Source organism: Methanothermococcus jasoni (assembly GCF_049075655.1).
Lineage (GTDB): Archaea > AGJL01 > Methanococci > Methanococcales > Methanococcaceae > Methanofervidicoccus.
The window spans coordinates 1,016,308-1,030,475 of record NZ_CP157522.1 but is presented as its reverse complement, the minus strand read 5'-3'; the positions used below and the strand labels follow the sequence as shown (position 1 = coordinate 1,030,475).

At 32.9% G+C, this 14,168-nt stretch carries 11 protein-coding genes; 5 read left to right on the top strand and 6 right to left on the bottom strand.

What is annotated here, in order from left to right; genetic code table 11:
• Window positions 1-146 precede the first annotated feature (146 nt).
• Complete coding sequence (gene tes, locus Mjas_RS05460; protein WP_421077185.1) at window positions 147-1,667, top strand: tetraether lipid synthase Tes; 1,521 nt, start codon at window positions 147-149, stop codon at window positions 1,665-1,667.
• 14 nt (window positions 1,668-1,681) lie between these two features.
• On the opposite strand, the gene phoU is transcribed toward tes, so the two are convergent.
• The 5 genes from phoU to pstS form a co-directional block, all read right to left on the bottom strand.
• Window positions 1,682-2,356 (bottom strand): phosphate signaling complex protein PhoU, encoded by a 675-nt coding sequence (gene phoU / locus Mjas_RS05455; protein WP_421077184.1) that lies wholly within the window; start codon window positions 2,354-2,356, stop codon window positions 1,682-1,684.
• Between the two features lie 28 nt (window positions 2,357-2,384).
• Window positions 2,385-3,143 (bottom strand): phosphate ABC transporter ATP-binding protein PstB, encoded by a 759-nt coding sequence (gene pstB, locus Mjas_RS05450; protein ID WP_421077183.1) that lies wholly within the window; start codon window positions 3,141-3,143, stop codon window positions 2,385-2,387.
• 21 nt (window positions 3,144-3,164) lie between these two features.
• The gene (gene pstA, locus Mjas_RS05445) at window positions 3,165-4,010 is read right to left on the bottom strand and encodes a phosphate ABC transporter permease PstA (RefSeq protein WP_421077182.1); all 846 of its coding nucleotides are present in this window, start codon (window positions 4,008-4,010) and stop codon (window positions 3,165-3,167) included.
• Window positions 3,997-4,935 carry a phosphate ABC transporter permease subunit PstC gene (gene pstC / locus Mjas_RS05440; RefSeq protein WP_421077181.1) on the bottom strand — a complete coding sequence of 313 codons (939 nt, stop codon included), beginning with the start codon at window positions 4,933-4,935 and terminating at the stop codon, window positions 3,997-3,999. The genes pstA and pstC overlap by 14 nt, the downstream gene beginning before the upstream one ends.
• Window positions 4,936-5,261: 326 nt before the next feature.
• Window positions 5,262-6,431: a phosphate ABC transporter substrate-binding protein PstS gene (pstS, locus tag Mjas_RS05435; RefSeq protein WP_421077180.1), complete on the bottom strand. Its 1,170-nt coding sequence runs from the start codon at window positions 6,429-6,431 to the stop codon at window positions 5,262-5,264.
• Window positions 6,432-7,009: 578 nt separating this feature from the next.
• Between pstS and ppsA the strand changes: the two genes are divergently transcribed.
• The 3 genes from ppsA (at window position 7,010) to Mjas_RS05420 (ending at window position 10,080) form a co-directional block, all read left to right on the top strand.
• Window positions 7,010-9,310, top strand: coding sequence for a phosphoenolpyruvate synthase (gene ppsA / locus Mjas_RS05430; RefSeq protein ID WP_421077179.1), 2,301 nt, complete (start codon window positions 7,010-7,012; stop codon window positions 9,308-9,310).
• 82 nt (window positions 9,311-9,392) lie between these two features.
• Window positions 9,393-9,701: a DUF357 domain-containing protein gene (locus Mjas_RS05425; protein ID WP_421077178.1), complete on the top strand. Its 309-nt coding sequence runs from the start codon at window positions 9,393-9,395 to the stop codon at window positions 9,699-9,701.
• 37 nt (window positions 9,702-9,738) lie between these two features.
• Window positions 9,739-10,080, top strand: a complete 342-nt coding sequence (locus tag Mjas_RS05420) for a DUF555 domain-containing protein (RefSeq protein ID WP_421077177.1) — start codon at window positions 9,739-9,741, stop codon at window positions 10,078-10,080.
• Window positions 10,081-10,129: 49 nt separating this feature from the next.
• Here Mjas_RS05420 and rqcH read toward each other — a convergent pair whose 3' ends face one another.
• Window positions 10,130-12,175, bottom strand: coding sequence for a ribosome rescue protein RqcH (gene rqcH / locus Mjas_RS05415; protein ID WP_421077176.1), 2,046 nt, complete (start codon window positions 12,173-12,175; stop codon window positions 10,130-10,132).
• 176 nt (window positions 12,176-12,351) lie between these two features.
• Between rqcH and argS the strand changes: the two genes are divergently transcribed.
• Window positions 12,352-14,094 carry an arginine--tRNA ligase gene (gene argS / locus Mjas_RS05410; RefSeq protein ID WP_421077175.1) on the top strand — a complete coding sequence of 581 codons (1,743 nt, stop codon included), beginning with the start codon at window positions 12,352-12,354 and terminating at the stop codon, window positions 14,092-14,094.
• Window positions 14,095-14,168: the final 74 nt, after the last annotated feature.

Here is a 14,168-nt window from a genome sequence, read left to right as displayed (position 1 = left end):
CACATTTTAGAAATTATTATATAATATTATCATGGTTACTATCTTAATATGTGAATAAATTATTCACATGTTATAAATATATATGTGATAATCATTAGTGTGTAATAATTATTTCAGTATTTTAATTATATGGTGGGGTGATTATTTTGAAAACCATATCTTTATGTCCCGCATGTTTAAAGAAAATAAATGCGGAGGTATTTGAAGAGGATAATAAGATAATAATAGAAAAGGAGTGTCCAGAACATGGGAAATTTAGAGATATTTATTGGAATGATAGTGAATTGTATAAAAAATATAATAAGTATGAATATATTGGAAATGGGATAAAAAACCCAAATACTGAGGTTAAAGAGGGATGTCCTTTTGACTGTGGATTATGCCCAAATCACAAATCTACAACCATACTTGCAAATTTAGACGTAACAAATAGATGTAATTTAAACTGCCCCATATGTTTTGCAAATGCAAACAGAACTAAAAAAATATACGAACCATCCATTGAAGAGATAAAAAAGATGATGATTAATTTGAGAAGCGAGGAGGTCCCCTGCCCTGCAATACAATTCGCCGGTGGAGAACCAACAGTTAGAGATGATTTACCAGAATTAATAAAAATAGCTAAGGACCTTGGATTCACCCATGTCCAAGTTGCCACCAATGGCATAAAATTAAAGAATATCGCATATATTAAAAAATTAAAAGAAGCTGGATTATCCACAATTTATTTACAATTTGATGGTTTGACGGAAAAACCCTATTTGATTGCAAGGAATAAAAATCTGCTACCACTGAAATTAAAGGTTATAGAAAATTGTAGAAAAGCCAATTTTAATAGTGTTGTTTTAGTTCCAACACTTGTAAAAGGGATTAATGATGACCAGATTGGGAATATTATAAGATTCGCCGCTAAAAACAGAGATGTTGTCAGAAATGTAAATGTTCAACCGGTTTCATTCACAGGAAGAATTGATGAAAATAAAAGATTGGAACAAAGAATAACCATTCCAGATTTTATCAAACTTGTAGAGGAACAGACGAACGGAGAAATTCTAAGAGAGGATTTTTATCCTGTGCCATTTGTGGTGCCAATATCATTATTTGTCGAGCTCTGGGAAAATAGACAGGTAGTAAAATTAGGAGCTCACCAACACTGTGGAGCTGCAACCTATGTATTTGTAGAAAATGATGAGCTCATACCTATAACAAGATTCTTTGACGTTGAAGGTTTTATAGAACTTCTTAAAGAGGTTTATGATGACCATCAGAATAAATCTAATGAATTATCCAGAATAGAAAAAGGAAAAATACTTTTAAAAATCACAAAAGAACTGCCTAATTTAGTGGATTCTTCAAAAACGCCATCAAATGTAAAATTTACGGAAACTTTAATAAAAATATTAAAGGGAGATTACAATGCCCTTTCGAAATTCCATTTTAATACAATTTTAATTGGATGCATGCATTTTATGGACCCATATAATTTTGATGCTAAAAGGGTCCAAAGGTGTGTTATACATTACGCATTGCCAGATAACAAGATAATACCATTCTGCACTTACAACACGATATATAGGCAAGAATTGGAAGATAAATATTCAATACCTATTGAGGAATGGAAAAAAAGAAAAAAAAATAATGATATATTTTATTCTAAAAAATATTAATTATTGTATTATTTTTATTTAAAATGTTTATAGTCAAATTCTTCTTCTTTTATTCTTTCTCCTGTTATCATATAAACTACCCTATCCCCAATTGAAGCTACTAAGTTCCCACTTCTTTCTAAATACTTTGCCACGAATATTGTTTCTGTTGCCATTGTGGTGTTTTTTGGATTTTCAATTATATAACTAATCATTTCCCGGTATAATTGTTCATAGAGTTTATCTATTTTTTTATCCCTACTATAAACATCCCTGGCGAGCTCCTCATTTCCAGTCCTAAATGCTGTCAATGCATCCTTTAACATTTTTTCAAGATATTCGAGCATAACATTAATTATTTCGTTTTCCCTTTTCATATTTAATTCAGATTTTAAAACTATCTTTGCAATTTTTGAAGCATTGTCCCCTATTTTTTCCAGTTTTGATATGATTTTAATAACTGTCAATATCGTCCTTAAATCTGACGCTACGGGCTGTTGAAGTGCTATGATGGAAACACATTTTTCTTCGATTTCCATCTCTTTCAAGTCGATTAAATTGTCATTTTCCCTTATTTCTTTTGCAAGTTTTTTATCATAATTTAAAAATGCATCTACTGCTTTTTTCAATGAATCAATACACATATTTCCCATATCTACAACATCATTTTCTACTTCTTCAATTTTAGAATATAATAATTCTCTTGCCATAATACCACCATAAATAATATAATTATAATTATCCAAATCTGCCGCTTATATAGTCCTCAGTTTCCTTTTTAGATGGTTCAAGGAATATCTTTTCTGTTTTATCAAATTCCACAAGTTCCCCCATTAAAAAGAATCCTGTGTAGTCTGAAATCCTACTTGCTTGCTGCATGTTGTGAGTGACAACAACAATAGTATAATCCTTAGCTAACTCAACCATCAACTCCTCTATCTTTAATGTAGAGATGGGGTCTAACGCAGAGGTTGGTTCATCCATTAATAAAACATCTGGCTTAACTGCTATAGCTCTTGCGATGCACAACCTTTGCTGCTGCCCTCCTGATAATGATAGGGCATTTTTATGCAGCTCATCCTTAACCTCATTCCATAATGCAGCTTTTTTTAAAGCCCATTCAACTATCTTATCTAATTCTTTTTTATCTCTAATTCCATGAATTCTTGGACCAAATGCAATATTATCATAAATACTCATGGCAAAAGGATTTGGTTTTTGAAATGCCATCCCTAATCTCTTTCTCAACTCATAAACATCGACATCTTTATCATAGATATTTTTTCCATCCAATAAAACCTCTCCCTCTATTTTAACATTAGGAATTAAATCATTTAGCCTATTTAAGCATCTTAAAAATGTTGATTTACCACATCCACTCGGTCCTATTAAAGCGGTGATTTTATTCTCATAGATTGGGAAGTTTATGTCAAATAACGCCTGTTTCTCTCCATACCATAAATTTAAGTTTTTTGTTTCCATCTTTATATTTGCCATCCCTATCACTTTTTTAGAGTTTTATAGCTTTATGTCATCTTTTAACGCATATCTTATTGGAACAAATATCGCCAAAAATATTATGAGCATGACTAAGGCAGCCCCCCATGCCATCTGATGATCTTCTATCGAAGGGCTTTGAACTAATGTATAGATAAGGAGGGGGATTGCTCCAACAGGCTCTAATGGGTTTGTTGGATAAACCTCATAAAGTCCACCCGCAGTAAATAGCAGAGGGGCTGTTTCCCCTGCAACTTTAGCCATGCCTATTAAAATTCCTGTCAAGATTCCTTTTTTAGCCATCTTTGTGACGACTTTAAATATAACCTGTGCCCTTGTGCATCCTAAGGCATAACCTCCTTCTTTATAAATTTTTGGAACTTCTGCCATAGCTTCTTCTGTATATACAGCAACATAAGGAGTTAATATTAAAGCCAAAGCCAAAGCCCCAGCTAACGCTGAAAAAGTTCCCATTGGAACTACCAAGACTCCCATAACAAACGTACCGACCAGTATAGTTGGAAATTCCAACATTATCTGTAATAGCATTTTTGTGGTTCTTCCAATAAGGCTATTTGGGAATTCATAGGCATAAGCTCCAGCTAAGAAAGCCAAAGGTAAGCCTATCAAATTTGCCAAGAATGTTAGCATCAGCGTCCCCACTATTGCTGGACCTATACCTCCCTCGCTCAACGTCCCAGTTATGAAAGTTAATCCCCGCTCCATTATTATTGGCAGTCCCTTCTCAACAATTGAAATAATAATATGGAATAAAGGGAGTATTGCCAATAATGTTAATGCTCCAACAATAAACAGGAATATCTTATCTTTGACCATTCTAATAGTTTTATATTTAATGGGAGACATGCTCTCTCCACCTCTTCAAATAATAAATTCCAATGAAATTAACGATCAATCCTATAACAAATAGCACCAAACCAGCAGAGTAAAGAACTGAAGTCATGTATTCATACAAAACTGCATTTCCAAACTGATTTGCTATTAATGATGAGATTGTATATCCGGGAGCAAAGAGCTTGTAAGTTAGGTTGAAGGAGTTTCCTATAACCAGTGAAACAGCAACTGTCTCCCCTAAAGCCCTACCAAAAGCTAATATGGTCCCAGAAATTATGGCTGGTCTTATATATTTTATTAAAACCTTTGTTGCTTCATATTTTGTTGCACCTAATGCAACTAAACCCTCTTTATAAACAGAGGGAATCATTGCATAAGCTTCTCTAATAATAGCCGCTGCAAATGGCGTAACCATTATCCCTAATAAGATACCTGCTGACAAATAACAATAACCAGATAATGGCGGATAATCAAAGAGAGGAATGAATGAAAAGTATTCGTATAAAAACTTCATAATGTGGTCTCTCAACAGAGGAACCAATATAAAAGCTCCCCATATCCCATAAATTATCGTTGGAAGTCCTGCCATAATGTCTGAAATTATAATTAAAGGATATTTTAGTTTTTTAGGGGCATAGTCATTGACAAATATTGCATAGCATATAGATAAAGGCAAAGCTATCAAAACAGCAATTGTTGCTGTGTATATGCTCCCCCAAATTGGTGCCGATAATCCATAGACTTCATTCGATACTTCTTCTGCGGCATGCCAAACATTTGTTATAAATAAATTAATACCATATTTCTCAATAGCCGGGAGTGCATTAAAGAAATAAAAGCCCAATATTAAAATAAATAATATAAACACAATAAATATGGCTGGTAAGGTTATTATTTTAAATTTATCTATCTTTTTTAGAATCTTTCTCAAATCCATAGTTTCTACCCAGGTCGGTATTTTATTGCATCAATTGTGAATTAATTTTAGATCAAATAGGTGTAAGTAGTATTTATACCTTACTTAAATTGGGAGGTTGCCGAAAAATCGAATTCTTTGCAGTCGATTATATATATCATTCCAAGCTATAAATATCATTCCAAGCGATAATGACAATGTAAAATTTTTATACTACAAATATAGAATATTAAGGTTTACTGGTGTGAATATTATATTTCATACAATAACATTTAATTATTTGGCAACCCCTTAAAATTAATAAGCAGAAATCTTTAATCTTAAAATAAAAATAAAAAAATAAATATTTATTCTTTGATCATATTTACAGAATCTAATCCAATCTTAGCAACATCTTCAGGTAATCCTACATAACCGGGAGCTAAGTGTGATGATTTCTGTCCCTCAGTTAATGCCCATGTTAAGAAATCTTTTATAGCTTTAGCTTTTTGTGAAGAGTAGTGCTTACCATTTTTGTTTTCCCAAACTAATATGTGAGTAAATGCAACTATTGAATAAGCGTTGTCTCCGGAAGCATCCAACATTTGTTTTAAATCTTCTTTGTAACCTTCTGTTGGATTTGGAATATTTGCTTTAACGGCTGAAACCGCTGCTTTTATTGCATCATCTGTTGGCTTAACAAATTTACCATTTTTGTTTTCCAGTGCCGCTACTGGAAGTTTTTCTTCGATTGCGTAAGATAATTCAGTGTATGCAATTGAATACGGTGTTGATTTTAATGTAGCTACAACGCCTGAATTACCTTTTCCAGCAACACCTCTGCCCATTTTATCGACTGGCCAATCTACAATCTTTCCAGCTCCAACCTTATCTGCCCATTCCTTGCCAATTAAACTTAAGTATGTTGTGAATATAGCAGTTGTTCCACTTGCATCGCTTCTATGAACAACGATAATCTTCTTGTGTGGTAATTTATCAGCAACATCAGGATTTATCTTTTTGATTTTATCATCATCCCAATATTCAATCTTACCTAAGAATATATCTGCCAAAACACCTCTACTTAATTTTAAAGTCTTATCTCCAATTTCTGGGATGTTATAGGTTATAACAACTGCCCCAACAATTTCTGGGAATTGCAATGGTTGATCTCCTGTTTCTAAAAATTTATTCCACATGCTTTCTTTAACAGGAGGGTCAGTTCTTCCAATGTCAGTTAATCCTTTTAAAAATGCCTCTTGTCCGTGTCCGCTTCCTCCACCTTCATACTCAATCTTAACATTTGGATGAGTTTCTTGATAATCATTAATCCATTTTTGGATTTGATATTTTGGAAATGTTGCCCCTGTAGTTCTAAGTATTATGGTAGATGGTTTTTCATTAGTGGTAGTTGTTGAAGGTTTTTCTTGAGTAGTGGCTGTTGTAGTTGATGACTGAGCTCCCCCTATGCATCCTGCCATAGATACTATAGGGACTATTAGACACAGCCCTAAGATCAATGTTAATATTTTTTTCACGACATCACCTTTAGAGTTGTTATAATTACGATAAGTGTTATAATCACGATAAGAGTGAATTTACGATAACAATAAGGTTGTCGAAATACGAATTCTTTATAGTGAGTTAATGTTAAATGTTATTCAATAATACCCGACTGTGCAAAACTTTACTCTACAAATATTAAATATTTAGGATATCACTGGTGTGAATAATATATTGCACAATAGACACTTAGCAATTATTCGACAACCTCGATAAGATTGTAAGATACATAATGATATATAAAGTTTTCTATTTTGAATTAAAGTTCATATTTTATGAATTACTTATTAGGTTTTTGACAATATTCCTCAACACTCCTGATAACCCCCAACTCTTGCAGTAAAATTGCCCCTATTTAGAATAATATGTTCTCCAATTAGGGCCATAATTCGAGGTTGTCGAAATACGAATTCTTTATAGTGATTTAATATTAAATGTTATTCAAATTATCTATTTTACCATATTTAGTTCATAAAATATGAATGAAAGATATATTTAAAAACTATTGCTGCAATATATAAAATTGCTATTTTTAATAAAAGAGGAGGATATTATGAAACTAGTAGCATGGTTGGATGAACTTTCAAACGATGATGTGAATATAGCAGGAGGTAAGGGAGCCTCACTTGGTGAGATGTGGAACGCAGGTCTTCCAGTGCCACCAGCATTTGTGGTAACCGCCGAAGCATATAGATATTTTATAAGGGAAACAAAATTGGATGAAAAAATAAGAGAAATTTTAAGAGGTATTGATGTTAATAACAGTGAGGACCTAATGGATAGGTCAAAAAAAGTTAGGGATTTAATCACCAATGCAAAAATGCCTAAGGATTTGGAGTTAAGTATTATTGAAAGTTATAACAAACTCTGTGAAATTAGCGGAGGAGAGGAGACATTTGTAGCAGTTAGGAGCTCCGCCACAGCAGAGGATTTACCTGACGCAAGTTTTGCAGGACAGCAGGACACCTACTTAAACATTAAAGGTGCGGATGAAGTAGTTAATGCTGTTCAGAGATGTTTCGCATCATTATTCACTCCAAGAGCAGTATTTTATAGGGAACAGAAAGGGTTTGACCACTTCCAAGTGGCATTAGCCGCAGTTGTTCAAAAAATGGTAAATGCGGAAAAAGCAGGAGTATTATTCACAGTAAATCCAATAAACCAGAACTACGATGAAATGGTAATAGAAGGAGCATGGGGACTTGGTGAAGGAGTTGTAAGTGGAACTGTAAGCCCTGATACATACATAATTGATAAAACCGATTTATCAGTTAAGGACATATATATAGCAAGAAAGGAAACGATGTTCGTTAAGGACGAAAATGGAGAGACTAGGGAGATACCTACCCCCGAAGACTTGAAAGAAAAAAGAGTATTATCTGATGAAGAACTTAAAAAATTGGCTGAAAAAGGAATCCTTATCGAAAAACATTACAATAGACCAATGGATATTGAATGGGCTTTGGAAAGTGGGGAGGTATATATGCTTCAGGCAAGACCAATCACAACATTAGGTAAGGAGAAAAAGAAAGAGGCAAAAAAAATAGGAGAAGAAATTGAGGCAAAAATACTTTTAAAAGGTATTGGTGCATCACCAGGTGTAGTATCAGGTAAGGTAAAAATACTTTACGACATTGAAGAGATAGATAAAATTAAAGAAGGGGACATATTAGTTACAAAAATGACAACTCCTGACATGGTCCCTGCAATGAAAAAAGCTAGTGCCATTGTTACAGATGACGGTGGATTGACCTGTCACGCCGCAATTATTTCAAGGGAACTCGGCACACCTTGTGTAGTAGGAACTCAAAAAGCCACAACAGTATTAAAGGACAACATGGTAATCACCGTAGATGGTGAAAAAGGAATTGTATATGAAGGAGAGATTAAGAAAAAAGAAGAAGCTGCACCTGCTCAGGTAGTATATGCAGGAGCTCCGATAATAACTGCAACAGAGATAAAGGTAAATGTATCCATGCCAGAGGTTGCTGAAAGAGCTGCGGCTACTGGTGCAGATGGAGTAGGTCTTTTAAGAGCAGAACACATGATACTTGGAACAGGAGTTCATCCAATTAAGGTATTGGAGGAAAAAGGAGAAGAGGCACTTGTTGATGTATTTGCAGAAGGTATTAGAAAAGTTGCAGATGCATTTTACCCAAGACCTATCACATACAGAACACTCGATGCTCCAACAGATGAGTTCAGAGGTTTAGAAGGCGGAGATGACGAACCAGAAGAACACAACCCTATGATGGGATGGAGAGGTATCAGAAGAGGTTTAGACCAGCCAGAAATTTTAAAATGTGAATTACTGGCTATTAAAAAATTAAGGGAAGAGGGCTATAAAAACATAAATATAATGATACCACTTGTCACCAGCCCTGATGAAGTCAGAGAAGTTAAAAAATTGGCATATGAAATAGGATTAAATCTTGGAAAGGATGTTGAATTCGGAATAATGGTTGAAACACCAGCTGCCGCTTTAATCATTGAGGACTTTATAAAAGAAGGCATTAACTTTGTTTCCTTGGGAACAAATGACTTAACCCAATATACAATTGCAATAGATAGAAACAATGAATTTGTTGCAAAATATTACAGGGAAAACCACCCCGCAGTTCTGAAACTCATTGAATCAGTTATAAAAACCTGTAAAAAACACGGTATTAAGACTTCAATCTGCGGTCAGGCTGGAAGCAGACCTGCTATTGTTGAAAAACTCGTGGAATGGGGCATTACAAGCATATCTGCAAACATCGATGCAATAGACACTATAAGAAAAACAGTTGCAAGAACCGAACAAAGAGTAATTCTCGATGCTATTAGAGATAAAAAAGACATGGGGAACTTCTAATTCTTAAATAAAATACTTTATTCATTTTTTTAATTTTTAATTTTATTTTTTAATATATTGACCAAAGATTAAAGAGGATGTTATGAAGGACAATATAGACAATATCATCTCGGATGAAAAAATAGATAACTACCTAAGCAGAACAGAAGAAGCCATATCCATTATAAAAAATGGGCTTCCTCCAAAGAGAAGTTTATTATATGATGTTGCAGAAGATTTTTTATGCATGATTGAATGTTATTTTAATGATGCAAAAACATTTATAGAAAAAGGAGATTATGTTAATGCGTTCGCATCACTAAATTATGCTTATGGCTGGATAGATGCAGGAGCTCGCTTAGGTATTTTCAATGTGGGCGATGATGACATAAGATTTACGCTAGCAAAATAGAGGAGAAATGCGAGATAATATTTATTGGTGAGATTAAATGACAAATTATCATGTAACATTACAGGCACCTTACATAGTAAAAAATGTTGAAGATGTTGAAGATGCCATAGGAGTGGCAGTATCAAATATAGGGAAGATATTAAACAAAAAAAATATGGAATATGTTGATATAGATGTTGGTTTAACTATCTGTCCAAAATGTGGAGAGCCGATAGATTGTGTTTTGGTTGTTGCAAGAACTGCTATTGTGGGAATATTATTATCCATGAAGATTTTTAATGCGGAAAGTCCAGAACATGCAGTGAGAATTGCAAAATCATCAATAGGAAGGGCTTTAAAAGACATTCCTCTTGAAATAGTGGATGTTGTTGAAGTATAATATTATATAATATAATTATTATATAAAAAAGAAAAGGAATTTATTCGTATTATACTTTTATATCACTTTCACCAGGTGGAAGGACTCTGAGTATATCCTCATCATCCACACCGTATTCTTTAAACTCTTTTTTAAGCTCTTTTATTAATTCACCTTTTTTCTTTTTAGCAGGTTTTAGAAGAATATATTTTTTAAAGTTTTTAAGCGTCTCCGGCGGTGCGGTGGTTAGTTTTTCCTCATTATCATATTCAACAATACCTATTCCAAGTTCAAGAGGCATGCTCCTTATAAAATTCCTCTTACCCCTTATTACAAATGCTCCCTTTTTAAGATATTCCCCACTTTCAGCAGTTTTAGAAATTTGCTCAGGCTTTACCCAATAGACATCGGCACTACCTAACCCCAATCTCCAAGCTTTTGAGTGAGACACTGCAAACTTTGCAGTTTCATTTAATAAAAATTCCCTCTCATCTTCATCGAGCTCATCTATATTTTTACCATTCATTTTTATTACTGTAAAAGGAGCTCCTTCCATCAAAGTATGAAATACCACATCGTCCTTTTCGGTGTATCTTTTTATAAGCATTTCGTTTGTTGTGGCGTCCTTTCCTGCAATTATTAAATGATTGCCTATAACTGTCCATTTGAATTTTTCATACCATTTTCTTTTCTTTCTCTCTTTTTTCTCCATGGTTTTTTCTTCTCTTTCTTTAAGGGATTCCATTTCAATTTCTTCTTTTTTCTTTAATTTTTCAAGTTTTTCTTTTGATAATTCTATCGCTGTTTTAACCCCTTCTATCTTACTTTTAAACTTTTTGGATTTGCTGTAATAGTTATCGGCATTTTCAAAGGCGTTTTTCCTTATATCCAGCGAAACATTCTTTTCAATAAGCCCATTTCCATAATCTGCGGACAATTTTAATGTAATTTCCCCATTTTTTTCGTCAATAGACACTATTTTGCTTAATACTGGATTATCCTTATTCTCTTTAACTATCTTTTTTATAGCCTTCCAATCCATCTTTTCCCTTGCTGATTTCAAGGTAGTTATTATTTCATCAACAAGAGTATAGTTTGCATAAATTAAATCCCCCTTTATCTGATTTTCTTCCGCCTGTTTTTCATATTTTTTCAGGGATTCAATCTGATTATTCAATATTCTTTCCTGTTTTTTTACCATCTTCTGTAATTTTGTTTCTTCCTTTTTAATCTCCTTTTTCAATATAAACTGTGAAAAGTAATCATCCATTGCATTTAAAAACTCTTCATAGTATTTTTTATCATAATCCCCATATTTTGCCAATTCTATTGGTGTAATATCGTGATATTCTCCATTTTTCAGCACTATTTGTGGTTTCTTTTCATTGAATACTTTATTAAAAAATGTTTTTGTCCCATCAAATAAATTTTTTATTTCCTCATCGGAAGGATTTGTTATTTTTTTATCAACTCCTGCTATCTCACAAATTTCTTCGGCATATATTCCTGCAAGACCAAAGGTCCTTGAAATAATCCTTACACATTCTGTGTTTTTGTTCTCATCCTTTTTGAACTCGTCCTTGAATATATCATAAGCCACGGCATATTCCAAATTAAATGGCGTCAAATCCTTTTGAGGAGGGAATTTATATATTTCCTTTGGAACGATTCTCCTTGTGCTCCATTTCTCAATTTTCAATGGCAAAATAATCCTATCTTCATTATCCAACAGTATGACATTCCCTTCACCAAAGAGCTCGACAACTAATTTATAAATTTTTTCGCCCCATTGGAATGTAAATTTAACAATCCTATCGAAGTTATGTTGCTCTATACTTGTTATTTTTATATTTTTTAGATGTTTTCTAAGCAACATTGCAAAGGATGGAGGATTTTTTGGTTTTTCCCTGCTATATTCGGTTAATGTAATATACTTATATTTTCCAGTCCCTATGGCAATTTCCCTTGTTCCAATCTCTGGGATGTGGAGCTTTAATATTAACTCTTTACCATCCTGAGAATCCACTAAAAATGCTTTATCAAGTTTTCCATTTATTATTTTTTGGAGCTCCTTTACAGCAACATATATATCTATGTTCGTTAGTTCCGTTTTCATAGTCTCACCATAAAAAAATAAAATTAAAAGTTATAAATATTGTGTAATACTATATCAAATAAGTATGTGTTCTATATAAAACTATAATCCATCATACTTTTAATTTAAATGAAAATGATATAATCATACTAAATTAAAAATAAAAATAAAAAATAAATTAAAATTAAAGTGATAGAATGATTGAAAAAAATATAATTGACGCATTATACAAAAAAATAAACGAATTAACTGGTAAATCAGAAGAAGAAATGGAAACAATAAGGTTAGATGAACCACCATCATTAGATTTGGGCGATTATTCAACAAACATAGCATTTAGATTGGCAAGAGTATTGAAAAAATCACCGATGATTATAGCGGAGGAAATGGCGGATTCTTTAAAATCCGAAAATATTGAAGGGATAAAGGACATAAAGGCAGTAAATGGATACATAAACTTTTTCTTAGACTACAACAGCTATTCAAAAAAAGGCGTAAAAAAGATACTTGATGAAAAAAATAATTTTGGAAAAGGAGATGAAAAAAACAAAAAAATAATATTAGAGCACACATCTGCAAATCCAAACGGACCTTTACATATAGGACACAGTAGGAACGCCATTGTTGGAGACAGTTTAAAAAGAGTGCTTGAATTTGCAGGATATAAGGTTGAAACCCAATACTATGTAAATGATATGGGAAGACAGGAGGCAATTGTAGTATTTGGATTGGATAAATTTAAATTAGACGAAAATAAAAAACCAGACCATGCCATAGGAGAAGTTTATGTAGAAACCAATAAACTTTTAAATGAAAACCCCGAGCTCGAAGAAAATATATTGGATTTAATGAAAAAATATGAAGAATCTTCTGAGAAAAACGAAGAAAACGAGATAACCAAAAAGTTCGAATATGCCGTAAATTATGCTTTAAAGGGATTTAAAGAAACTTTAAAAAATCTTAATATTAAACATGACAAATTCATATGGGAGAGCTCCTATGTTAAAAACGGCATGGTGAGAGAAGTCATAAAAAACCTGATGGAAACTGGAAAAGTGGAAAAGGACGAAGTATATAGATTAGACCTTTCAGACTTTGGAATAGAGAAAAAACTGGTTCTTGCAAGATTAAATGGAACAAGTTTATACTCCACTAGGGACATTGCATACCATATCGATAAGATGAAAAACTGCGATATAGGGATTAATATACTTGGTGCAGACCACAAGCTCACCGCTGAAATGGTGAATGCAAGTTTAAAACTATTGGGATACAACACGCCAGAAATCGTATTCTATGAATTTATTTCACTTCCTGAGGGCTCTATGAGCACCAGAAGAGGAAGATTTATAAGTATTGATGAGTTGTTTGAAGAGGCAAAAACACGAGCAATTGAAGAAGTTAAGAAAAGAGGCGTGGCAACAGATGAAGATGAAATAAATGAAATTGCCCATAAAATAGCTACCGGTGCGGTAAGATACAATATCGTTAGAATCTCGCCAGAAAAACCTATGGTATTTAGATGGGATGAAGCACTTGACTTTGAAAAAGTTGGATGCCCAGTAATACAGTATGCCCATGCCAGATGTTGCAGAATTCTCGAAAATGGATTGAACAATGATAATAACAACAATGGCAATATTGACATTAACGAACTATTTGACTACGAATTAAATGATAACGAAAAGATATTAATAAAAACACTCTTAAAATTCCCAAAAGTTGTTGAAAAATCCGCAGATGTAAGAAAACCACAAATAGTGGCAAATTATGTGCTCGATGTTGCACAGGCATTTAATAGATTCTATGGAAACTGTCCAATATTAAAAGAAGAAAACCATAATATAGTTCATTCAAGATTAAAACTTGTAGAATGCACAAAAACAGTTATAGAAAATGGATTGAATATTTTAGGTATAGAATGTCCTGGTAAGATGTAATATCTTATTTAATAACTAATTCCTTTAATTTATTTCCAATTTCTTTAAGATTTTTATTTTATTCCTATAATAAA

What these genes read in the sequence shown, in the direction of transcription:
- phoU (WP_421077184.1), bottom strand. Translation starts at nt 2,356, where the DNA reads ATGGCAAGAGAATTATTATATTCTAAAATTGAAGAAGTAGAAAATGAT.
- pstB (WP_421077183.1), bottom strand. Translation starts at nt 3,143, where the DNA reads ATGGCAAATATAAAGATGGAAACAAAAAACTTAAATTTATGGTATGGA.
- pstA (WP_421077182.1), bottom strand. Translation starts at nt 4,010, where the DNA reads ATGTCTCCCATTAAATATAAAACTATTAGAATGGTCAAAGATAAGATA.
- pstC (WP_421077181.1), bottom strand. Translation starts at nt 4,935, where the DNA reads ATGGATTTGAGAAAGATTCTAAAAAAGATAGATAAATTTAAAATAATA.
- ppsA (WP_421077179.1), top strand. Translation starts at nt 7,010, where the DNA reads ATGAAACTAGTAGCATGGTTGGATGAACTTTCAAACGATGATGTGAAT.
- Mjas_RS05425 (WP_421077178.1), top strand. Translation starts at nt 9,393, where the DNA reads ATGAAGGACAATATAGACAATATCATCTCGGATGAAAAAATAGATAAC.
- Mjas_RS05420 (WP_421077177.1), top strand. Translation starts at nt 9,739, where the DNA reads ATGACAAATTATCATGTAACATTACAGGCACCTTACATAGTAAAAAAT.
- rqcH (WP_421077176.1), bottom strand. Translation starts at nt 12,175, where the DNA reads ATGAAAACGGAACTAACGAACATAGATATATATGTTGCTGTAAAGGAG.
- argS (WP_421077175.1), top strand. Translation starts at nt 12,352, where the DNA reads ATGATTGAAAAAAATATAATTGACGCATTATACAAAAAAATAAACGAA.